Here is a 23,086-nt window from a genome sequence, read left to right as displayed (position 1 = left end):
CTCTTTTTTAAATAATATCAAGCATATCTAAAACTACTACCAAAAACATTGCCACACCTACTACAAGACTAAAACCTGTTCCGTAAATGAAGCCGATAAATGCACCTTTAGTAGACCGTAAGGCTTTATTCATATCCTTACTGTCGTGAAGAAGTTCTCCGATAAACACCCCCGCAAACATTCCTATAAGGAATCCTAAAGGAATGGGAATGAAAATTCCCACGATAGTTCCGATGATTGATCCGATACTTCCCCAACGCGTTCCGCCGTATTTCCTGTTGGTCTTTGCTGGGATTACATAGCTTAAAACTACAGAAACTGCGGTGAGCAGCGCAAATGCCCAGATATAGATCATCGGCAGATCCGCATCTGTCCCGAATTTATAAATTAAAAGCCCGCAGATGCTCAGTAAAAGCCCTGGAAGTACAGGCAGGAAAGTTCCCAGCATTCCGAGAACCAATAAAATAAGACAGAGAATATTAATTAAGGTGGTATCCATTCTTTTAAATTATCAATGCAAGATAGGAAAAAAGAAAATTTGCAGAAGCCTTTTTAATATTTGGGATGAAAATTGATTGTCAATAGCAGGATCATCATACTTAATTTATAAATTTGCTGTAATGAAAGACGAAATACAAGACACTAAGAATTTTTTACAGGAAATTAGTGATCAGCTCTACATCTATATCAGCCAGATAACGCCTGGCGGGATGGATTGGGTTGTTCATATTATTATCAAGCTGGCGCTTTTGTGTGCCGTATTCTTAGTGGTAGATTTTATTTTTAAATTTGCGATCAATTTTATTTTCAGATTTTTCCGGAATGATGAAAAGTATCCGGTCATCCGGTCAATTTATCAGTCTAAGATCTCCAATTCCGTGGCCCATTTCGCGGCGCTTCTGGTTGTGGGAGGGATGCATCCTTCCATATTTCCCGCAACGGCGCTTCCTAAAACAACTGTTTTTATCAACAGATCTATCAATTTGGGGCTTGTACTTATCCTTGCCGGAATGCTTTACAGATCATTAACAGGTTTCAGGAATTATTTTACCATAAAGCAGGACTTTTATAAAATCATGGCACTGAATGCCATTTCAGAAACGGTAAAAATCCTGGGAATTTTCATATTTTCTGTTGTAGGAATATGCGTCATATTTGGGATTAAAGGAACCACTATTGTCGGGAGCTTAGGAGCTATTACTGCTGTATTGGTGCTGGTTTTCAGAGATACGATTTTAGGTTTTGTAACCGGGATACACGTTGCTACCTCCAAAAACCTGAAGGTAGGGGATTGGGTGAGCATTCCGAAGTACAGTATGGAGGGGAATATTATGGATATCAGTCTTCTGACAACGAAAGTCATGAATTTTGATAAAACCGTTTCTACAATTCCCACCTATGATCTTTTGACTACGGAGATCAGGAATCTTCAAGTCATGTCCGAATCCAATACAAGAAGGATCAAAAAATCTATTTACTTTAACATCAATTCTTTTAAATTTTTGAATGAAGAAGATATTGAAGGTTTAAAGGAAATCAATCTAATCTCAGATTATCTGAAAGAAAAAACATTGGAGATAGAAAAAGAAAAGCAGGACCTTAAGCATAAGGATAAGAACATTAACGGAAGACAGCTTACCAATATCGGTGTTTTCAGATATTATGCTCAAAAATATATAGAGAATGACCCTGACGTAGATCAAAAAGGAGCTAAAATGGTCCGCCAGTTGGATATTACACCACAGGGACTTCCTCTTGAGGTGTATTGTTTTGCAAATGATTCCAAATGGGAACACTTTGAGCAGATCCAGGCTGATATTTTCGATCATCTTCTGGTGGCTTCTAAAGAATTTGATCTTCAGGTGATGCAGATAAGTGTAAAGGTATAAAATAGAGAAGTAGAAGCTAAAGATTAAAAGTCAGTGGAATTCGACTGTTTGCTTTTATCCAGAAAAGAGAAATCAGAAGCTAGAGATTAGACGGTAGTGTGGTTCAATCGCTTATTTTTTGGGTTTAGAGATATAGAAGTAGACCCCAAAAACTAACATCTAACCTCTAATATCTAGCTTCTCCAAAAATAATAATAATGTGATATAGAAGTAAGTTTAAAAACCTAATCCCTAACTTCTACATCTAACATCTAAATAAAGAAATGACAAAACTAAGCGTAAACATTAATAAAATTGCGACATTAAGAAATGCCAGAGGCGGTGATACACCAAGCGTAACAGAAGCAGCCATAAAAATCCAGGAATTTGGAGGACAGGGAATTACCATCCACCCAAGGCCTGATGAAAGACACATTACAAGAAAAGACGTATATGATCTGAAGCCGCTGGTTACCACTGAATTCAATATTGAAGGAAATCCGCACCGCTCTTTTATTGATATGGTTCTGGAAGTAAAACCCGAGCAGGTAACGCTGGTTCCTGATGCAGATGACGCTATTACATCCAACGCCGGTTGGGATACTAAGAAGCATCTGGACTTTCTCACCGAAATTATTGCCGAATTTAAAAATGCAGGAATCCGTACCTCTGTTTTTCTTGATCCTCTTCCTGAGCTGGTAGAGCATGCTGCAAAAACAGGGGCTGACAGAATTGAACTGTATACTGAAGCCTACGCAAAAAACTATCTTGTCAATAAAGAACAGGCTATAAAACCTTATTACGATACAGCGGTTGCTGCTACAGAATTCGGTTTGGGGATCAATGCGGGACATGATCTGAGCCTGGAAAATTTAAAATACTTTGCAGACCATATTCCAAATCTTCTTGAAGTTTCCATCGGGCATGCTTTGGTTTCTGAAGCCCTTTATATGGGACTTGAGAATACAGTTCAGGCTTATTTGAAACGCTTGGCAAAATGGTAAAAAAGAAGTTAGAAATTAGAGGTTAATGTTAAAGACGTGCTTTAAATATTAACTCTCAACCCCTAATTTCTAACCTCTAATTTCTAACCTTTAACCTCTAAAAAATGGAAATCTTAAATTCAAAAATATTCGGCGAAAATCTTACGGTTACGCCTCTTCTTGTATTTCACGGACTGTTTGGAATGCTTGACAACTGGGGAAGCTTTGGAAAAGATCTGGGTGAATATCTTCCCGTACATCTTATTGATCTTAGAAATCACGGAAGAAGCTTTCATTCCGAAAATATGTCGCATGATGATCTCGCAGATGATATTGCCCGGTATATGGATCATTACGGTATTCAGAAAGCTCATGTTTTGGGACATTCCTTAGGCGGAAAAGCAGTGATGCAGTTTGCATTAAAATGTCCTGAAAAAGTAGAAAAACTGATTGTAGTGGATATTTCACCGAAAGCATACCCTCCACATCATCAGGGGATCATTAAAGCCCTTGAAACTGTAGATTTCAATACAGTAAGCTCACGTGGAGATGTCGAAACAGTATTAAGCCAATACATTCCTGAAAAGTCTACAATCCAATTTCTGGCAAAGAATCTATATTGGGATGACAATAAAAAGCTGAACTGGAGATTCAATCTTAAAACTTTATCTGAAAAATATAACGAATTCGTTTCCAATGCTGTGAAATTTGGGGTTTTCGAAGGGGATTCTTTATTTATTGCAGGCGAAAAATCAAATTATATTCTTCCGCAGGATGAATACGGAATCAAACAGCAGTTTCCAAAAGCGAAAATAGTTACAGTGAAAAATGCCGGACATTGGGTTCAGGCTGAAAATCCGGTTGATTTCGCGAAAGTTGTTAAAGAGTTCTTGAGTTTGGATTAATTTAATTCTTTCTTTTTATTAATTTAGTTAAAATTTTCTTAAAGTAAAACAATATATCCCTGTGTATTGAAATTTTTTGTACTTTAGTTTGCATAAAACTAAATATAATAACTTATGGAAAAGAAAAACTCAAAAAAGCCATTCTTTGCTTCATTTTTAGAGAAACAGATCAATGATCCTGAAAAAATTCAGGGAGGTGGGATTACTACCCCTACTACTGATGTACTTACTGTACCAACGAGAGATACTGTCACGACTTCGCCGTTTCTTGATAATGCCACATCGCAGTTAAAAGATCAGGTGGTGACAATGAAGTATCCTTCCGACAGTGATGAGAGTGGAGAACTGGAAAGCTTGTAATCTGTATTACAAAGAATAATATATCTAACTCAATTATCATGAAAGACGAGAATTCAAAAAAGAAACCTTTTTTTGCTTCATTCCTGGAGAAACAGATCAAAGATCCGGAAACCATTCAGGGAGGAGGAACCATCACTACACCGGAAATTGATATTATCACAGCACCCTCTGTAGATAATATCACAAGGCCTGTATTTGACAATGTAACTACGCCAAGCAAGGATCTTTTGGTTACTATGAAATATCCTTCCGATGGCGATGATGATGTTGTTTAAACTTCTCTAGAAATAAATTAAAAGCATATTTTAACCAAAACTAAATTATTATGAAAGACAAAAATTCACAAAAGAAGCCGTTTTTTGCGTCATTCTTAGAAAAGCAGCTCAAAGATCCTGAAACAATAAAAGGAGGCGGTGATATTACGATTCCTGAAAGAGATGTGATCACAAAACCGGCAATTGATACAGTAACCTCACCTAAAGATGATCTGATGCATACAATGAAATATCCATCTGACGGAGATGATGATGCTCCAACAGTACCATTAGATTAGTACTTTAAAAAATAATCGTATTAATACAATCTATCAAAGGAAACTTACCACTAAGTTTCCTTTTTTAATAAAAACCGGCAAATGATTCTCTGCATCACCCACTCGAAAGATTTTTACAATATTGATATTTTTTTTGAATATCTTGCTTCTAAGGATATTCCCTATTTCAGATTGAACTCTGACCGGATGAACCATCTCCAGAAGATCAGCGTAAATGAAAATTCATTTGAACTCACCGATGAGTCTGGAAATACCGTTCATTCCAAAGATATCAAGGCGGTGTGGCACAGAAAGGCTTGGGGAATAACCGTTCCCGAAGAGCTGGATGAAGATTACAAAAAAATATTCCTGAGCGCGTACGCCAATCTCCGTTATAATCTGATCACTCTTTTGGAAGATATTCCCTGGATCAACCCATTTGAAAATGAAAGAAAGGTTGATGGAAGCAAAATGCTTCAGCTGAAAATGGCCGAAGAGAGTAATTTGATCATCCCTAAAACCATTTTTTCCAACGACGAACAAAAGATCATTGCTTTTTTTCAGGAATTCTGTAATGGCAAAGCGGTTGCAAAACTTCATAGCCTGACAGGTAAAACCATGGATGGTGAGAACCTTATTTCAACCATGATCATTCAAGAAAATACCCTGGAGCATATTGCAGACATTACTTACTGTCCGATGATTTTTCAACCTTATATTGACAAAGAATATGAATTAAGAATTGTTTACATAGCCGGAGAATTTTTTACCGGAAAGATTAACAATAGCCAAAATGTAGACTGGAGGGTAGCTCACGGAAATTATACATGGTCCGCCTATGAACTGCCGGAAAATGTCAGGGCAGGTCTTGCTTCCATGATGGAAAAAATGGGACTTTATATCGGAGCCATAGACATGATCAGGGGAAAAGACGGAGAATATTATTTCCTTGAAGTAAATCCTCAGGGAGAGTGGGGAATGCTCCAGAAAGAACTTGGATTTCCCATCGCAGAAAGAATTGCCGATAACCTTATAAAAAGAATCAATATCCATGAATAAAATACTAATTATTACACATACACAAGATAATTTTTCAATCGAAAAAGTAACAGAATACATAGAAAAAAACGGCTGCGAGGTCATTCGCTTCGATGTAGATCTATATCCTATTCAAAATAAACTGTCCACTGTATTTCAGGATGGAGAATGGGTGAGCATCCTTGAAACCCAGGAGGCAAAATACCGTCTTGACGATATTGCTGCGATATGGTACAGAAGAGCTTATAACATCGGAAACGGAGTAAAAGAAGAAATGGATAAAAAATTCTACGGTGCCGCCATGGGTGAAATCCGCAACACGCTTTTTGGATTTATAGAATCTGTAGATGCTTATGCATTGGGTAAACCGGGAGTTTACAGAAGGCTGGACAGTAAAGAAGAGCAGTTGAAAATTGCCGTTAAGCTAGGCCTTAAGATTCCAGAAACCTGCCTTACAAATAATCCTGAACAAGCCAGACAATTCATCCTTAAGCATCAGAATGTGATCGCTAAAATGCAGACCGGTTTTGCCATTTATGAAGACGGTGTAGAAAGTGTGGTTTTTACCAATGTAGTTAGCGAAGACAAACTTGAAGAACTGGATTCATTGGTATATTGCCCGATGCAGTTCCAGAAAAAAATAGAAAAGAAAAAAGAATTACGGGTTACCATTGTTGGGCAGGACGTATATGCTTTCGAAATAGATTCTCAACAGTCCGAAGATGCAAAGATTGACTGGAGAAAAGACGGAGTGAATCTGCTTACCAAATGGGTGAGAACAGAACTTCCTGCAGATATTGAAGCAAAACTTCTGGAGCTTTTAGATGTTTACAACGTGGATTACGGTGCTATAGATATCATTGTTTCTCCCGAAGACGAATACTATTTCATCGAGATCAATGCCGCAGGTGAATTTTTCTGGCTAGATAATTTAACAGAAGAAAACCTGATTTCCAAGAGTATTGCAGATGTTCTCTGCGACAAAGCGCCAAGAAGAAATAATATGATTTTGGTATAATAAGTCTAATTTTCAATAATTCCTAAAAAGTTATAAAATTTAAGCAACAGCCCTATAAAAATACTTTTATCATTAGCTAAAATACTACCTTTGTGAAATAAGCACATAAAGGAATGAGAAAAGATATTAGTAGGAACATTCTGGTTATAATTATAGCTTTAATGTATGCTCCTGTAATGGTATCGGCACAAGAAAATATAGATTCAGCTGTTTACAAAATAGTTAAAGTAAAACCGAGCAAGCTAGATCAATCTATACGGATGGCGGACGATCCTCATATTGTTTTTTATGATCCGAAAGTAAAAAATAATAAAATTTTGCTTTGGCTTACAGGAACAGGGGGAACAACAAAGCATGTTCCCGAATCATTTATCAATACAGTTTTAGAAAGCGGGTATAGAGTAATTGCACTTTCGTTTATATCTGAACCTGGGATTTCTCAGGTTTGTATAGGTGATACTTTAAATTCCAACACAGATTGTGCTGCTGAATTTAGAAGGATGAGAATTTACGGAACACCCGCTTTTTCTTTAATTCCGGATAAGCCTCAGGATGCAATAGTATCCAGGCTCATAAAACTATTGCAAGACCTTTCAAAATCTGATTTTCAGGGAGGCTGGTCAGCCTATCTGAAAAACGATAACCCTGACTGGAGTAAAATTGCCATTGCCGGACAATCACAGGGCGGAGGTATGGCTGAATTTATTGCTCAGAATAATTCTGTAGACAGGGTCATTAGTTTTTCGGGTGGTTGGGACTATTCAAATTCTAAAAAGAAAAAAATTGCGGGCTGGTATTTTAATAAAAGTAATACACCGGTAGAAAAATGGTATGCTACCTATCATATTGATGAAGTAGCAGCTAAATCTTTAAGAGAAATATGTACAGCATTAAAAATCCCAAAAGATCATATCTTTGCCTTAGATAAAAAAATAGACTTTTCATCAGAAAATCCCAATAAAGGAAATAAAAGGAATCCATATCATACACAAGGTATTAAAAACAAAGTTTATAAACCTGTATGGCAGACAATGCTTGGGAGTGGAAAAATAAATTGAATCAGTAAATGGTATTTGTAACAGGAGCAACGGGGATTTTGGGCAGAGTAATTGTTTTGGACCTTCTGAAAAAAGGAAAAAATGTACGCGCCTCCAAAAGACCGGGCAGCAATTTAAACGATGTAAAACATTCTTACGGCTTCTATACAGAGAATCCAGAAGAACTTTTTAATAAGATCGAGTGGGTAGACGTAGATTTTGATGATCTTAATTCTCTTCAGAATGCATTAAAAGGGGTAGATGAGGTTTATCACTGTGCTGCAAAAGTAAGTTTTCATCCTCATGATGCTAAAGAAATGTACCATACCAATGTAAAAGGTACAGAAAATTTGTTGTTTGCATGCGAAGGTTCGGAGGTGAAAAAATTTCTGCATGTAAGCAGTATTGCTGTTTTGGATATTTTTAATGAAAAAGGAGAACTGGACGAAACTTCAGAATTTAATCCCAAAGAAGAACATTCTGCTTATGCCGTTTCCAAACATCTTGCTGAAATGGAAGTCTGGAGAGCCTCTGCTGAAGGGCTGAACACCATAATTATAAATCCGGGAATGATCATCGGAAGTGGAAATTGGGGACAAAGCAGTGGAGATATCTTTCCTACGTTTGAGAAAAATGGGTTTACATTTTCAGGAGGAACCAGCTATATAGACGTAAGGGATGCTGCTCAGATTTCAATTGAGCTGATGGAAAAGAATGCTTTCGGAGAACGTTTTATTCTTATTTCCGAAAATAAAAGATATGCAGAGCTTGGAAAACAGATAAGATCACAGCTTGGTCTGAAAGAAGCGAAAATCCTTACAAAATCTCAATTAAGCTTAGGACGGTTTGCCAATATTCTTTTTGGCTGGCTGATTCCGAAGCTGAGAATCATTACAAAATCCAATATTGAATCTATCTCATCACTCAATATCATTTCCAACCAGAAAATTAAAGAAAAGATTGATTATCAGTTTGTTTCCGTAAAGGAAAGTATAGATTTTCATCTTAAAAATTATATTAACGACAAAAAGCTGAATTCATGAACCTTGCAGCAGCAATTATCCTTAAAAATGTAGAAAAGCATCCCGTAAAATCAGCGATAGGCTTTAAAAAGAAAGATGAAGCCTGGAAAGAGCTGAGCTGGAAAAAATTCGGTGAAATTGTTTTTAAAACAGCTAATGCACTGAAAAATGCTGGAATTCAGGAAAATGATAAAGTAGCCATTTATTCAGATAACTCTTCTGAATGGATGATCTTTGATCTGGCCTCAATGGCCATTGGTGCGGTTACCGTACCTGTTTACTCTACCAATAATGCAGAACAGGCAGAATATATCATTAATGATTCGTCTGCAAAAGCTGTTCTTGTTGGCAGCCAGGAGCAGTATGATGCATGTCTGGAGCTTTTGCAGAAAGAAGAAAATCCGCTGGAAACTATTATTGTTTCCAAAAAATCTGTCTGGATCAAGAAAGAACTTAATAGTTTTTACCTCGAAGATTTCATCGCAAAATCCTCTCCTAAGCTGGAGATCTGCAAAAAAGAATATGACGATACAGCAACGCTGATCTATACTTCAGGAACTACGGGAACCCCGAAAGGTGTAATGCTTACCCATGGGAATTTCATCAAAGCTTTCGATTCCCACTTTGAGTTTTTTAAATTTAAAAACTTTGAAGAAGAACTGTCATTGGCGTTTCTCCCACTGAGCCACGTTTTCGAAAGAAGCTGGAGTCTGCTTTGCTTGTATGGCGGTGCAAGAGTATATTTTCTCGAAGATCCAAAGAATATTGCCAAAGCTCTGGAAGAAGTAAAACCTACCATGATGTGTGCAGTGCCGAGGTTTTTCCAGAAAGTATATGCCGGTGTTCTGGAAAAAGCAGAAGAAGGTTCATCACTGAAGAAAAAAATCTTCGACTGGGCATTGGCAACAGGATGGCAGTCTGCAGAACTGAGAAGAAACGAGAAAACAGTTCCTTTTGGGTTAAAACTAAAAGAATCCGTGGCAGATATGCTTGTTTTCAGCAAAATTAAAGAAAAAATGGGCGGAAGGCTGTGGTTCTTACCTTGTGGAGGAGCATCCCTGTCACCCGAAGTTACAAAATTCTTCGACTCTGTGGGAATTCATGTAACAGTAGGTTATGGCTTGACGGAAACTACAGCTACACTTACACTTTTCCCGTTAACCCATTTCGAGCACGGAACAAGCGGAAAACCTTTGCCGGGTGTAGAAATCCGTATTGGAGAAAATGATGAGATCCAGGCCAAAGGAAATGGAATTATGAAAGGCTATTATAATAAACCCGAAGAAACACAGAAAGTTTTCACGGAAGACGGCTGGTTCAAAACCGGGGATGCAGGGAAATTTGATGATAAAGAAAACCTGATTATCACAGACAGGATCAAAGACCTGATGAAAACATCCAATGGAAAATACATAGCCCCACAGCAGATCGAGAATCTTCTTACCAATAATAATTTTATCCAGCAGATCATGCTTGTAGCGGAAGGCAAACAGTTTGTTTCGGCTCTTATCGTTCCCAACTTCGAGTTCCTGCAGGATTTTATGAAGAAAAATAATATTCCTTTTACCAATTGGGGAGAAGCAGTGGAAAATGAGAAGATCATTGCTTTATACAAAGAAAAAATTCAAGAACCGCAGGTTCACCTGGCGGACTATGAGAAAGTGAAAAAGTTCACATTAATGCCTGCTGAATTTGATATTAATACCGGAGAAATAACACCTACATTGAAGGTTAAAAGAAATGTAGTTCTTAAAAAATATGCAGATATTATAGAGAAAATGTATTAAAATAAAGCTTGATCGACCACAAAAAAGCAAAAGCTTTTAATAAAGGTTTAGGATTAAAATCAAAAATTTTTCAGAAACTTAAGTGGTCTTCAATAGGCAGTTTTATTTTAAATCTAAATAACTAAATGTTAATATTCTTTTGTGCCTTTTGTGGTTAATTAAAAGAGTTTTATTATTTTAAATCAGACTATGACAACACAAGAATTCCTAGGAAAACAAAATTTTACCGTCCATACTCAGACAGTTTCAGAAAGCTGCCCATCCAATATTGCCCTGATCAAATACTGGGGCAAATATGATAGCCAAATTCCTGCAAATCCAAGTATTAGCTATACTTTAAATCATTGTAAAACCAATACTTCTATGGAGTTTCTGGCAGATGAACCTTTCTCTGTACAAACTTTTCTGGCAGGAAATGAAGAAGTGAAATTTGCTGAAAAAATAGAAAAATATTTCAAAAATGTTGAGCGATATCTTCCCTGGATCCTGAAAGGGAAATATATCATCAGAACAGAAAATACCTTTCCCCACAGTTCGGGGATTGCAAGTTCTGCTTCTGGGTTCGGAGCCATTGCCAAATGTCTGATGAAGCTGGATGTGGAATTTTCAGGAAATCAATCTGAAGAAGAATCATTAAGAAAAGCATCATTTTTGGCGAGGTTGGGAAGCGGAAGCGCATGCAGAAGCTTATACAATGGGCTGGTAGTCTGGGGAACATCAGATGAGATAGAAGGAAGTTCGGACCTGTTTGCGGTAAAATATCCTGATGCAGAAATTCATGATATATTTAAAAAATTCAACGACTGGGTGCTGTTGATTCATGAAGGTCAGAAAAGTGTTTCCTCAACCGTCGGGCATGGTTTGATGAATACCAATCCTTATGCTGAAAGAAGATTCCAGGAAGCGAGAGAGAATTTTGTTCCTATGAAAGAGATTTTAAAGAGTGGTGATATGGAACGTTTTATCAAATTGGTAGAACATGAAGCGCTTACACTACATGCCATGATGATGATGAGTGATCCTGCCTTCATTCTGATGAAAACCGGAACCATGGAAGTGATCAATAAGGTCTGGGATTTTAGAAGAGAAACAGGACTTCCGTTATTCTTTACACTGGATGCAGGAGCCAATGTTCATCTTCTATTCCCGAACAACGGAGCGGAAGATAAGATCAAAACATTCATCGAAACAGAATTACTGCAGCATACCCAAAAAAATGGACTAGTAAAGGACGTAATGAGATTTTAAGAATAAAGAAAAATATAAAATAAACATTTGCCTGGTCTGCTAAATCTGCGAGCGTAAAAGTCTCGCGCGGATTTAGCAGATCAGGCAGATTCTTTAATACAAATTAAAAAAACACAACAGGTATATTGATAAGGCTATAATGCTTTAGCTTCATCAAATCAATGCAAGTGATTCCTTCTTTGCAACCTTAAAGTTGCAAATTTAAAAACTAACCTTTGCAATCAAAAGTATGTAATTTTATTGAAAAGGTGCATTCAGAAAATCATTAAAAGGCTTCATAAGCTTAAAAATCTTAGTTATGTTTTTTATGGCATTTTTATCCAGGATTTCTTCGTCTTTCAGATAATAAACCACAATAAAATTCTTTAGTTTCAAATATTCACCCATTGGATCTTCTTTCTCAAATCCCTGAGGAACTTTTTTCAGCTTATCATCCTGATCCAGTTCCGGGAAATACTTTTTGAAGTCTTTTTGGTTGATGATCTTAAGGAAATCGTCTCCATACAGCGAAATTTCTTTCCTTACTTCTTTCAGAACAGAAGATTCAGGCATATAAATGCCACCCGCCAGAAAAGATTTCCCCGGTTCCATATGAAGGTAATAACCTCCTTTCTGGCTGCCTTTACCCATGCCGAGAGACGCTCCGAAATTGGTTTTGTAAGGTGACTTGTCTTTTGAAAACCGGGTGTCCCTATAAATTCTGAATAGTGATTTTTTGCTATCAATTTTCCCCAATTCTTCATCAAAACCGGACATTTCTTTGATCAATCCGTCAAGGAACGCAATAACATTTTCCTGTGATGTTGTATAAACGGCTTTGTTTTCATTAAACCATTCACGGTTATTGTTTACAGTAAGATCTTTTAGAAAGGTCAGAGTTTCCGGCTTTATGATATTCATGTTTTAATGTTTAGTATGATACACTGTTGATTTATTTTAAACCAAGTTAAAAAATAAACTTATGCTGACCAAAATTATATAGTGTAGTTTATACTTTAACATAAAAGCAGACAATTGCACAGATAAAAAATAAATATAATTTTAAAATAACAGAATCTAAAAAAAACTTAATCCATTGACTAATAGATATTTAAAAACTGTGGAGGTAAAGGAAATATTCGGATTGAGAAGTAAGGTATTTTTAAAGAAAAATTTACCAAGAATAATGTTATTTTTGAAAATTCATAAATAATACCGAAAAAATTAATCCAATTTAATAAAAAAAAATAATATTTGATATGTTTTTAACGCAGACCATGTTTTTTTAGATTTAATTTTTTAAAAATTAAGAAAATATTAAAGGATTCTGAATTAAAGTTTACATATTTAAAACTTTATTCAAAAACAAATCAAATATTTATTGTATCTTTGCAAAAATTTTAAAATATTTAATGAATTTATTTACGGAGTCCAATTTAAGTCCTGATATCCTTAAGGCAGTTGGCGAACTGGGTTACGAAAGCCCGACAGAAATCCAAAAACAGACTATCCCTTTCATTCTTTCAGATATTCGCGATTTGATCGCACTTGCGCAGACAGGGACAGGCAAAACAGCAGCGTTTTCGCTTCCGATTTTGGATATGATTGACGAAACGAGTCGCAAAATCCAATTTTTGGTCCTTTGTCCGACACGGGAATTATGTCTTCAGATTTCTAAAGACATAAAAAATTATTCCAAGTACATGAAAGACATCAAAACCACAGCGGTTTACGGTGGAAGCAGTATTATGGATCAGATTCGCTCTTTAAAGGATAAACCACAAATTATTGTAGGTACTCCAGGAAGGGTAATCGACCTTATCAACAGAAAAGCACTTGATTTTTCTGCTATTCATTGGTTAGTTTTAGACGAAGCTGATGAAATGCTTTCTATGGGTTTCAAAGATGAATTGGAAACAATTTTAAGTGAAACACCGGACACAAAGCAAACTTTTTTATTCTCGGCAACGATGAATAAGGAAGTGGAGAGAATTTCTAAAAATTATCTTACCAGCCCGCACCGTATTTCTGTAGGTTCTATTAACGAGGTTAAAAAGAACATTAAGCATGAATATTATGTGGTAGGCTACCGTCAGAAAAAAGAAGCTCTTAAGAGATTAATTGATGCAAACCCTAACCAATATTCTATTCTTTTCTGCAGAACAAGAATGGAAACTCAGGAAGTTGCAGATTTCCTGATGCAGAATGGTTACGCAGCGGATGCGCTTCACGGAGATCTTTCCCAGGCGCAGAGAGACACGGTAATGAAGAAATTCAGACTGAAAAACATTGATATCCTTGTGGCGACTGACGTTGCAGCAAGAGGATTAGATGTAAACTCTTTAACACACGTTATCCATTATTCTTTACCTGATGATCCGGAAGTATTTGTTCACAGAAGTGGAAGAACCGGTAGAGCTGGAAAAGACGGTATTTCAATGGCTTTAATCAAGCCTGAAGAAAGCAGAAAGCTGAAGCAGATCAAATCTGCAACAAAGATCGATATTGTAGAAAAATTTATTCCAACAGGTGATGATATTATCAAAGCTCAGGTTGGAGGTGTTTTTGAAAAATTGTTTACAGAACATGAAGAAGATATCTTTGAATTTAACGATAGCTTAATTCCTGATCTAAGTGCTTTCACTAAAGAGGAACTTGTTCATAAATTGTTACAGTTCCAGTTGAAAGATCTTGCGCTGTACTACAAAGATAAGCATGACCTTGTTGAGCAGAAGTTCAGCAGCAGAGACGATGATTACTCAAGAAGAGACAGAGGACGCGACAGGGACAGAGACAGAGGAAGAGATCGTGGAGATCGTGACACCAGAGGAAGCCGAGATAGTAGAGACCGTGGTGGAAAGCCTAGAAGAAAGGACGAAAACATGGTAAGATTCTTCTTCAACCTTGGGAAAAAAGATCAGTTGAAAAAGCTTGATGTATTGGATATCATTAATAAAGCAACAGCCGGAAAAAGCAAAAAAAGAGCGGAAATCGGAGATATTGAAATCCTGGAAAAATTCTCATTCTTTGAAGTGGAAAAATCATTCCAGGAAAATGTAATGAGTAATATTCCTTCAATGAAATTTAAAGGAAAAGAAATGAGAGCTGAAGTAGCAAACTAAGGCACCTTAAGAGATAAAGAAACCGGCTTTTGGCCGGTTTTTTTATTTGATAATCAGGTGTTAACCTAATGTTAACAAAACTTAATGTTATATTGTTTCAAGGCAAATCCTTTTTTAAGAAATTTGCACTCAAATTATAAATATATAAAAATGGGGATTGGTAATATTTTCCACGCTTTTCAACCAAAAGATAAAATTTTCTTTGTGCTTTTTGAAAAAGTAACGGAGAACCTAGTTGCAATGTCTGAAGACTTTAATCACGGTATCAAAGATTTCGATCTTAACGATGATACCATGTTGAAAAGAATGAGTGACTACGAGCATAAAAACGATGAGCTTACCCATGAGATCTTTGTTGAATTAGGAAAAAACTTCATTACGCCGTTCGACCGTGAAGATATTCACACACTGGCAACCGGCCTTGATGATATCGCTGATTACATCTACGCTTCCACAAAATATATCTTCCTTTACAAGTCGCCTGAAATGAAGGCTTATTCGGATTTTTCATTACTGATTCACAAAGCTTGTCTTGAGATCCAGAATGCAATGAAAAACCTTAAAGGATTCAAAAATATGGACCAGGTAAAAGAAGCGTGTATCAAAGTAAACTCTATTGAAAACATTGCAGATGATCTGCTTTCCAACTCAATGGTAGATCTTTTTGAAACTAATGATGCCATTAACATTATCAAAGTTTCATCTGTACTTAATTATCTTGAAATAGTAACTGACAAAGCAGAAGATGTTGCCAACACGATTGAGAACATCATGATTAAATACGCTTAAACAATTTTAACTTACAGAAATGGAATTTCCGATTTTACTTACGGTTATTATTGCTTTGGCTTTAATTTTCGACTATATTAATGGTTTTCATGATGCAGCCAACTCAATTGCAACCATTGTTTCTACAAAGGTTTTAACTCCTTTTCAGGCTGTACTTTGGGCAGCACTCTGGAACTTCGCAGCATTTTTTATTGCAGCCTATATTATTGGCGAATTTAAAATTGGTAATACCATTGCCAAAACCGTTAATGAGAATTTTATCAACCTTGAAGTTATATTTTCAGGTCTTATAGCAGCTATTGCATGGAACCTTTTAACGTGGTGGTTTGGAATCCCTTCCTCATCATCACATACCTTAATTGGTGGTTTTTTGGGAGCAGCACTGATGAATGCCTTCATGCTGGACTATCATGATGTAGTAGCAGCACAACCAAATTTAGGCTTTTTTGAGACATGCAAGCATGCTCTTTATCAAGTAACTACACAGAATGTTGTGAAATTTGAGAAAGTAATTCCTATCTTCCTGTTCATTTTTATGGCACCGGTAATAGGGATGATTATTTCAATTATTATTACATTAATTATTGTTCATCTATACAAAAAGTCAAATCCGCATAAAGCAGATCAGTCTTTCAAAAGATTACAGCTGGCTTCTTCAGCTTTATTCAGCTTAGGACACGGATTGAATGATGCCCAGAAAGTAATGGGAATCATCGGGGCGGCCCTGATCTACTATCATGTTGAGATGCTACAGGATCCGGTATACCTGAGCATTCCTTCAGCAGGACGTTTCGATTACTTTGCAGAACATTACCTTTGGGTTCCTTTAGTTTCTTTCCTTGCAATTGGTTTAGGAACCATGAGCGGAGGATGGAAAATCATTAAGACAATGGGAACTAAAATTACAAAAGTAACTTCTCTTGAAGGGGTAAGTGCTGAAACTGCAGGAGCAATCACATTATTCATCACAGATCACTTTGGTATTCCTGTATCTACCACACACACTATTACAGGTTCAATCATTGGTGTTGGATTGACAAAAAGAGTTTCTGCTGTAAGGTGGGGAATTACGGTAAGCCTTCTTTGGGCTTGGGTACTTACAATCCCGATTTCAGCAATTGTTGCAGGAATTACTTACCTTATAGTAACATTTCTGACTTAATTTAAAAGTTCAACAAATAATATAAACTTTGTCCCTTCGGGCAAAGTTTTTTGTTTTATTAAGCCTCGAAAAATTGTATTTTTGTTTAAACTAAAAAAAATTTTATGGAATTTTTAGACAGATACCAGCAGATTGTTGCTGAAGCCATCACCAAGTACACTTTTAAAGACAAACCCGCAGAACTTTATGATCCGATGAACTACATCATTTCCCATGGCGGAAAGCGTCTTCGTCCTATTATGGTACTGATGGCCTGCGACCTCTTTGGTGGAGATCTTAAACAGGCAATAAAACCTGCACTGGCCATTGAATTTTTCCATAACTTCACCCTTATCCATGACGATATTATGGATGAGGCTCCTTTAAGAAGAAATAAACCCACTATCCATACCCTTCATGGAATCAATGTCGGAATCCTTTCCGGTGACGGACTGATGCTGAAAGCTTATAAGTTTTTTGAAGACCTTGAGCCTGAAATTTTCAAAGCATGCATCAGGATCTTTACCCATACCGGACTTCTTCTGTGTGAAGGCCAGCAATATGATATTAATTTTGAAACTCAGGAAAATGTAACCTATGATGATTACATTCGAATGATTACTTATAAAACGGGAGTGCTGAGTGCTTCTTCTTTTGAAATAGGAGCGCTTATTGCAAGAGCCAACTTCAAAGATGCCAAAGCGATTTTCAATTTCGGAAAACACATAGGTATTGCTTTCCAGATTATGGATGATTATCTTGATGTATTTGGAGACCAGGCTCAGTTTGGAAAGAAGCATGCCGGGGATATTTATGAAAATAAAAAAACGGTGCTGTATCTTTTAGCCAGAGAACATGCTACAGAGGAAGAAAGAAGAGAGCTGGACCATTGGTATGGTAAGAAAACTGATAACATTGATAAAGTATACGGTGTTGAAAAGATTTTCAGAAGAACCAAAGTGGATGAGAAAGCATTACGCCTGATTGAAAAGCACAATGAAATAGGACAGAGCTACCTGGAGAAGATTAACATTCCGGAAGAAAAGAAAAAACCTTTTATAGAACTCGCTAATTATCTGTTGAGAAGAGAGAGCTAAATAAAGGTAATAGGAATTAGGGCTTAGGTATTAGTTTGTTCATAGCAGATTCCTAAGCCCTGATTTCTAAACCCTAATCCCTTATTAATGAAATTCAGAACTGAAGTTGACATTCCGGAGTCAGAAAAAAAGATTGATGTTGAAGATAAAATATTTTCAATAGGATCCTGTTTTGCTTCAGAAATGGCAGATTTGTTGGGCCGGGGACAGCTTCAGACGGTCAATAATCCGTTCGGAACTATTTTTAATCCTTTTTCAATCAGTAATGCCATTAAAAGGCTCCATGATTCAGAGTTTTATACAGAAGATGAGCTGATCACTTTTAACGACGAATTTATCTCCCTGGACCATCACAGCAGCTTCGACAGAAGATATGTTCATCAAACGCTGGACAGGATCAATATGGGAATAGAATTAGGAAACAGTTTCTTGCAGGATGCAGGTTGGGTGATCATTACGTATGGAACTTCATTTATTTATGAATTTATCCCAAAGAAAAAACTGGCCGCCAACTGTCACAAGATTCCACAGAAGTTTTTTGAAAAACGATTGCTTTCCCATCAGGAACTTACAGATTCCATTTATAATACCGTTTTAAACCTTAAAGATATCTGTAGGGATGATGTACAGATCCTGTTTACCGTGTCACCTGTACGTCATACCAAGGATGGAATGATTGAGAATCAGCTCAGCAAATCCAAACTGATCACCGCTGTTCATGAAGCACTTTTGCAGCTGGAAAACTGCCATTACCTGCCCATTTATGAAATACTGATGGATGATCTGCGTGATTACCGTTTTTATAAGGAAGATATGATTCATCCGACATTGCAGGCTGTCAGTTACATTTTTGATAAATTTGGAGAAGCCTATTTTTCAGATGAGACAAAAAGTTTTATCAAAGAAAATTTTAAAATCAGTAAAGCATTGGAGCATAGAACTGATGATGAAAAGGATCCGAAGTATATTGAATTTAGAGAAAAATTAAATCAGAGAATTGAAGCTCAGAGGGAAAAAGTAAGGCATAAAATTTTTATAAATGATTGATTTCACGAACCTCAGTTATTTGAAATCCGGAAACGAAAGGCAAAAAAGGGCTTATGAAGTTCTTAAAAAATATCAGATCTTTGAGAAATTAAAGCCCTATTCTCCAATTCTTGCCGGAACAATCCCAATTGAAATTGATATTGAAAACAGCGATCTGGATATCATTTGCGAAGTAGACCTTAAATTTGAAGAAGACTTTTTAGATGATATCGCCATGAGCAGATTAATGCCGGGAGATACTGATGTAAAAATTGAAAATATCATTATTAACGGAGAAAAAAGTATCGTTCTGAACTTTATGCTGGAAGAATTTTCAATAGAGATTTTCGCACAGAACAAACCCTCAATCGAACAGAATGCCTATCGGCATATGCTTGCTGAATACAATATATTAAAAGAAAAAGGAGAAGATTTTAAATATAAAATAATAGAACTTAAGAAACAGGGAGTCAAGACTGAACCAGCTTTCGGTTTATTAATGGGGTTGAAAAACCCCTATGAAGATCTGTTAAAATTTTAAGACAATGATTGATACACATACCCATTTATACGCTGAAGAATTTGATGAAGACAGAAAAGAGGCTATACAGAGAGCTCTAGATAAAGGAATCACAAAATTTTATCTTCCTGCCATTGACTCGGAATCTCATGAAAAGATGCTTCGGCTGGAAACTGAATATCCCGGACAGGTTATTGCCATGATGGGGCTTCATCCGTGCTATGTAAAGCCTGAATCCTGGGAAAAAGAGCTTGATGTCGTTAAAAATTATCTGGAAGAGAAAGATTTTCCGGCAATAGGAGAGATCGGGATCGACCTTTACTGGGATAAAACTACGCTGGATATCCAGATTAAAGCTTTTGAACAGCAAATCGACTGGGCTATAGAAAAGGATCTTCCTATTGTGATCCATACAAGAGAAAGTTTCGATGAAACATTCGAGGTCCTGGAAAGAAAAAAGCATCCGAAGCTTCGTGGGATTTTCCACTGCTTTTCGGGAGATCTCGAACAGGCGAAACATGCCATTGATCTGAATTTTATATTGGGAATAGGCGGAGTTGTGACCTTTAAAAATGGAAAGATCGACCAGTTTCTGAATGAAATTCCTCTGAACAAGATCGTTCTGGAAACAGATTCACCTTATCTTGCTCCGGTTCCGCACAGAGGGAAGAGAAATGAAAGTTCTTACCTGGACCTCGTAGCCGGAAAGCTGGTGAATATCTATGGGAAGGATTTTTCTGAGATTGATGAAATGACTACTGAAAATGCTAAGAGAATTTTTAGGATTTAATTTATTCAGATGAATAAAATTTTAACTTATACACAAAACAGTAAGCTAAACAGTTTAATATTGTTTGCAGTTTATTTTGTGATTAATTTTTTATTCCTGACCAAGTACGGTATCCGACTGTCATTTGTACCTATTAGTATCCCGATTGTCATCTTTACTGCCGTACATATTTTCTTATTTTATCTGAGAAAGAATGAATTGTTGACAAAAAAGATTAATGTAAAGCTCGTCTATCTTTTGACGGTGATTTTAGGAGTAGGGTATATTGGTTTATGCCACATCTTAAAAGATCCTTACCAAATGAATATAGACCGTTAGCAGACACTGGATTTTTCTTTAGATTATTGGATTCACGGAAAATATATTTATAGTACACGGAATTTTATGGGGAATTTATCCTCATACCTTCCCGGGCAGCTTTTGCTGGCTTTACCTGCTTATCTTCTGGGAAATGTGGGCTATCTTCAGGTAGCTGCTTTTTTGCTGTTTTCCTATGCTGTTCTTCTGGAATTTAAAAACAATCTGATCAGGTTCACAGCTATACTGATGCTTGGAATATCCCTGTCTTACATTTACGAAGCGGTCTGCAAGAGTGATTTTATTTCCTCTTTTATTTTCGTAGCCGCATTTATCCTTTTCTGGCACAGTAAGTTTAAAGGAAATTATTTTCAAAAACCGGTGCTGTTGGGTGTGTGCCTTGGTGTTTTGTTTCTGACAAGAAGTGTGGCAGTCATTCCACTGATTATTTTTTTCCTGAAGCCTTTTTTGGTAACAGGTATAAACCATAAAATAAAAACAGCTGCAGCATTTGTGCTGACTGTAGCTATACTATTATTGAGTGTTTTTTTTTCTGCTAAAAATCTTGATTACATTATACAGCATAATCCACTGACTCTTCAGGGACAGAGCAATACATTTGTCATGCTGTGTTTTCTTGGAGCAGCTCTGTTTATGTCGTTTTATGTAAGAACAATAAATGATGTATTCTATTTTTCGGCATATATTGTTTTTCTGGTGATGCTCAGCTTTGTACTGGAAAAATATTTGCTTTTCGGACTGGATTTCCAGCATAACCTTTTCTCAACCACTTATCTTGCGGCCTGCCTGCCTTTCAGTATTATTGCTTACTGCTTTTCAGTTCAGAAAGAAATAAAAATAGACGAGAAAGTATAAGTATTCGGATCATTGAGTTTAAAGATGAATAGCTCTGCTTATTTTGCCGAAGATAAATTCTTATATCACCCTTACCCAAACAGTCTCGGTTACCCTTGTCAAGGTTTTTAAACCTTGACAAGGGTAAAGAATCAGATTAGTAATTCCAGTCCTATAATCTAAATTTCTTTAATACCCAAGCTCCTTTATATTTGAAAATATTAGAATCGAGAGTAGAACAACCGTTTTTAAATCTGAAAATTCTAAATAAAAAAGCCCTTTCGTTGGAAAGGGCTTTCGTATTATTTTTTTCTGGTGAAATTTTTATTCTTAGGCTTCTTGAAACTCGTTGGAGTGTTACCCGCAGGCTTATTGTTGTTATTCTGCGGTTTTGGAGACCTCGGGGATCTTCTGTCACCACCGGCTGCCATAGGCTTATTATTAGAATCCCTTTTCTGTGCTACCAGATTATCAGTATGGAAAGGATGATCCTTTACTACAGGAATTTTCTTCCCGATCAGTTTCTCCGTATTTCTTAAATTTAAAAGATCGAGACTGTCTACAAAAGAAATTGAAGATCCTTCAGCTCCCGCTCTTCCCGTTCTTCCGATTCTGTGAACATACGTTTCAGAAACATCTGAAAGCTCGAAGTTGATCACATATTTAAGCTCATCGATATCAATACCTCTTGCGGCGATGTCTGTAGCGACCAGAATCCTTGTTTTTCCGGACTTAAAATTATTCAGGGCATTCTGCCTTGCATTTTGAGATTTATTCCCATGAATAGCTTCTGCTGAAATATTGTCTTTCTGCAGTTTTCTTGCAATTTTGTCGGCACCATGTTTTGTTCTCGAAAATACCAGTACAGAATCTGCAATATCATTCTCTAAAATATGGGAAAGAAGGTTCAGTTTATTGTCTTTTTCAACAAAATAAACCGACTGTTTGATCGTTTCTGCAGTGGAAGAAACCGGAGTAACTTCAACTTTCACAGGATTATTCAGGATAGAGTCTGCCAGTTTCTGAATTTCTGAAGGCATTGTCGCTGAAAAGAATAAAGTCTGTCTTCTTTGTGGAAGAAGCTTGATCACTCTTTTTACATCATGTACAAAACCCATATCAAGCATTCTGTCTGCCTCATCCAGAACAAAGATTTCGATGTTCTTTAGGCTGATGATACCCTGTGCGATAAAATCCAGAAGCCTGCCGGGGGTTGCTACCAGAATGTCGATACCCTTTCTTAAGGCGGCCTCCTGATTCCCCTGCTTTACACCTCCGAAAATTACGAGCTGTTTTAGCGGAAGGTACTTTCCGTATGCATTAATATTTTCCTCGATCTGTATAGCAAGTTCTCTTGTCGGCGTTAAGATCAGGGCTTTGATATGATTATTTTTGGTCTTACTTTTTGATAAATTCTGAAGAATAGGAATGGCGAACGCCGCTGTCTTTCCTGTTCCTGTCTGTGCACATCCTAAAAAGTCGCTGCCTTTTAAGATTTCAGGGATAGATCTCTCCTGAATGGGCGTGGGATTAGTATATCCCTGTTCCTGAATTGCTTTTGCAATAGGTTCTATTAAGTTTAGGTCTGTAAAATTCAAATGAACTGTTTTTTTAATTTAAAATAAAATTCCCTCAATGTGAAGGAATGATACGATGCAAAGGTAGTCTAAAT

Annotated in this window: 24 protein-coding genes; 21 read left to right on the top strand and 3 right to left on the bottom strand. The window is 36.6% G+C overall.

The genetic code is table 11. The annotated features are described in order from the left end of the window. Positions 1–7: 7 nt before the first annotated feature. Positions 8–499, bottom strand: coding sequence for a DUF456 domain-containing protein (locus DRF60_RS17445; RefSeq protein WP_116013700.1), 492 nt, complete (start codon positions 497–499; stop codon positions 8–10). A gap of 121 nt (positions 500–620) precedes the next feature. Between DRF60_RS17445 and DRF60_RS17440 the strand changes: the two genes are divergently transcribed. The 12 genes from DRF60_RS17440 (at position 621) to DRF60_RS17385 (ending at position 11,798) form a co-directional block, all read left to right on the top strand. Continuing rightward, on the top strand, positions 621–1,889 hold the full coding sequence (locus DRF60_RS17440; protein ID WP_116013683.1) for a mechanosensitive ion channel family protein: 1,269 nt from the start codon (positions 621–623) through the stop codon (positions 1,887–1,889). Between the two features lie 263 nt (positions 1,890–2,152). After that, on the top strand, positions 2,153–2,872 hold the full coding sequence (locus DRF60_RS17435) for a pyridoxine 5'-phosphate synthase (protein ID WP_116013680.1): 720 nt from the start codon (positions 2,153–2,155) through the stop codon (positions 2,870–2,872). Positions 2,873–2,976: 104 nt separating this feature from the next. Beyond that, positions 2,977–3,756, top strand: coding sequence for an alpha/beta fold hydrolase (locus DRF60_RS17430; RefSeq protein ID WP_116013678.1), 780 nt, complete (start codon positions 2,977–2,979; stop codon positions 3,754–3,756). A gap of 114 nt (positions 3,757–3,870) precedes the next feature. Then, entirely contained in the window at positions 3,871–4,116 is a 246-nt protein-coding gene (locus DRF60_RS17425; RefSeq protein ID WP_116013675.1) for a microviridin/marinostatin family tricyclic proteinase inhibitor, read from the top strand. A gap of 38 nt (positions 4,117–4,154) precedes the next feature. Further along, on the top strand, positions 4,155–4,391 hold the full coding sequence (locus DRF60_RS17420) for a microviridin/marinostatin family tricyclic proteinase inhibitor (protein ID WP_116013673.1): 237 nt from the start codon (positions 4,155–4,157) through the stop codon (positions 4,389–4,391). Positions 4,392–4,441: 50 nt separating this feature from the next. Then, a complete protein-coding gene (locus DRF60_RS17415; protein WP_116013670.1) occupies positions 4,442–4,669 on the top strand; it encodes a microviridin/marinostatin family tricyclic proteinase inhibitor in 228 nt (75 codons plus the stop codon). Between the two features lie 81 nt (positions 4,670–4,750). Then, positions 4,751–5,707, top strand: a complete 957-nt coding sequence (locus DRF60_RS17410) for an MvdC/MvdD family ATP grasp protein (RefSeq protein ID WP_116013668.1) — start codon at positions 4,751–4,753, stop codon at positions 5,705–5,707. Further along, entirely contained in the window at positions 5,700–6,704 is a 1,005-nt protein-coding gene (locus tag DRF60_RS17405; RefSeq protein WP_116013665.1) for an MvdD family ATP-grasp ribosomal peptide maturase, read from the top strand. The genes DRF60_RS17410 and DRF60_RS17405 overlap by 8 nt, the downstream gene beginning before the upstream one ends. Positions 6,705–6,817: 113 nt before the next feature. After that, on the top strand, positions 6,818–7,762 hold the full coding sequence (locus tag DRF60_RS17400; RefSeq protein ID WP_116013662.1) for a BPSS1187 family protein: 945 nt from the start codon (positions 6,818–6,820) through the stop codon (positions 7,760–7,762). 8 nt (positions 7,763–7,770) lie between these two features. Continuing rightward, positions 7,771–8,784, top strand: a complete 1,014-nt coding sequence (locus DRF60_RS17395) for an NAD-dependent epimerase/dehydratase family protein (protein WP_116013659.1) — start codon at positions 7,771–7,773, stop codon at positions 8,782–8,784. Continuing rightward, entirely contained in the window at positions 8,781–10,550 is a 1,770-nt protein-coding gene (locus tag DRF60_RS17390) for an AMP-dependent synthetase/ligase (protein WP_116013657.1), read from the top strand. The genes DRF60_RS17395 and DRF60_RS17390 overlap by 4 nt, the downstream gene beginning before the upstream one ends. A 189-nt stretch (positions 10,551–10,739) precedes the next feature. Then, positions 10,740–11,798, top strand: coding sequence for a diphosphomevalonate/mevalonate 3,5-bisphosphate decarboxylase family protein (locus DRF60_RS17385; RefSeq protein ID WP_116013654.1), 1,059 nt, complete (start codon positions 10,740–10,742; stop codon positions 11,796–11,798). 237 nt (positions 11,799–12,035) lie between these two features. Here the strand turns inward: DRF60_RS17385 and DRF60_RS17380 are convergent, their stop codons facing one another. After that, the gene (locus DRF60_RS17380) at positions 12,036–12,698 is read right to left on the bottom strand and encodes a DUF2461 domain-containing protein (protein WP_116013652.1); all 663 of its coding nucleotides are present in this window, start codon (positions 12,696–12,698) and stop codon (positions 12,036–12,038) included. Positions 12,699–13,189: 491 nt separating this feature from the next. On the opposite strand from DRF60_RS17380, the gene DRF60_RS17375 reads away from it, so the two are divergent. The 9 genes from DRF60_RS17375 (at position 13,190) to DRF60_RS17335 (ending at position 21,435) form a co-directional block, all read left to right on the top strand. Beyond that, positions 13,190–14,899 carry a DEAD/DEAH box helicase gene (locus DRF60_RS17375; protein ID WP_116013649.1) on the top strand — a complete coding sequence of 570 codons (1,710 nt, stop codon included), beginning with the start codon at positions 13,190–13,192 and terminating at the stop codon, positions 14,897–14,899. 150 nt (positions 14,900–15,049) lie between these two features. Next, positions 15,050–15,688 (top strand): DUF47 domain-containing protein, encoded by a 639-nt coding sequence (locus tag DRF60_RS17370; RefSeq protein ID WP_116013646.1) that lies wholly within the window; start codon positions 15,050–15,052, stop codon positions 15,686–15,688. A 19-nt stretch (positions 15,689–15,707) separates the two neighbouring features. After that, complete coding sequence (locus DRF60_RS17365) at positions 15,708–16,850, top strand: inorganic phosphate transporter (protein ID WP_116013643.1); 1,143 nt, start codon at positions 15,708–15,710, stop codon at positions 16,848–16,850. Between the two features lie 104 nt (positions 16,851–16,954). Beyond that, positions 16,955–17,926, top strand: coding sequence for a polyprenyl synthetase family protein (locus DRF60_RS17360; RefSeq protein ID WP_116013641.1), 972 nt, complete (start codon positions 16,955–16,957; stop codon positions 17,924–17,926). A gap of 87 nt (positions 17,927–18,013) precedes the next feature. Continuing rightward, positions 18,014–18,973, top strand: a complete 960-nt coding sequence (locus DRF60_RS17355) for a GSCFA domain-containing protein (RefSeq protein ID WP_116013638.1) — start codon at positions 18,014–18,016, stop codon at positions 18,971–18,973. Further along, entirely contained in the window at positions 18,966–19,493 is a 528-nt protein-coding gene (locus DRF60_RS17350; protein WP_116013636.1) for a DUF4269 domain-containing protein, read from the top strand. The genes DRF60_RS17355 and DRF60_RS17350 overlap by 8 nt, the downstream gene beginning before the upstream one ends. 4 nt (positions 19,494–19,497) lie before the next feature. After that, the gene (locus DRF60_RS17345) at positions 19,498–20,262 is read left to right on the top strand and encodes a TatD family hydrolase (protein ID WP_116013633.1); all 765 of its coding nucleotides are present in this window, start codon (positions 19,498–19,500) and stop codon (positions 20,260–20,262) included. Positions 20,263–20,271: 9 nt separating this feature from the next. Continuing rightward, the gene (locus DRF60_RS17340; protein ID WP_116013631.1) at positions 20,272–20,580 is read left to right on the top strand and encodes a hypothetical protein; all 309 of its coding nucleotides are present in this window, start codon (positions 20,272–20,274) and stop codon (positions 20,578–20,580) included. A gap of 66 nt (positions 20,581–20,646) precedes the next feature. Continuing rightward, positions 20,647–21,435: a hypothetical protein gene (locus tag DRF60_RS17335; RefSeq protein ID WP_116013628.1), complete on the top strand. Its 789-nt coding sequence runs from the start codon at positions 20,647–20,649 to the stop codon at positions 21,433–21,435. Between the two features lie 281 nt (positions 21,436–21,716). Here the strand turns inward: DRF60_RS17335 and DRF60_RS17330 are convergent, their stop codons facing one another. Beyond that, positions 21,717–23,012 (bottom strand): DEAD/DEAH box helicase, encoded by a 1,296-nt coding sequence (locus DRF60_RS17330; RefSeq protein ID WP_116013625.1) that lies wholly within the window; start codon positions 23,010–23,012, stop codon positions 21,717–21,719. Between the last annotated feature and the right edge of the window lie 74 nt (positions 23,013–23,086).

Source organism: Chryseobacterium elymi, from assembly GCF_003385495.1.
Lineage (GTDB): Bacteria > Bacteroidota > Bacteroidia > Flavobacteriales > Weeksellaceae > Chryseobacterium > Chryseobacterium elymi.
This window is presented reverse-complemented; position numbering and strand designations above follow the sequence as displayed.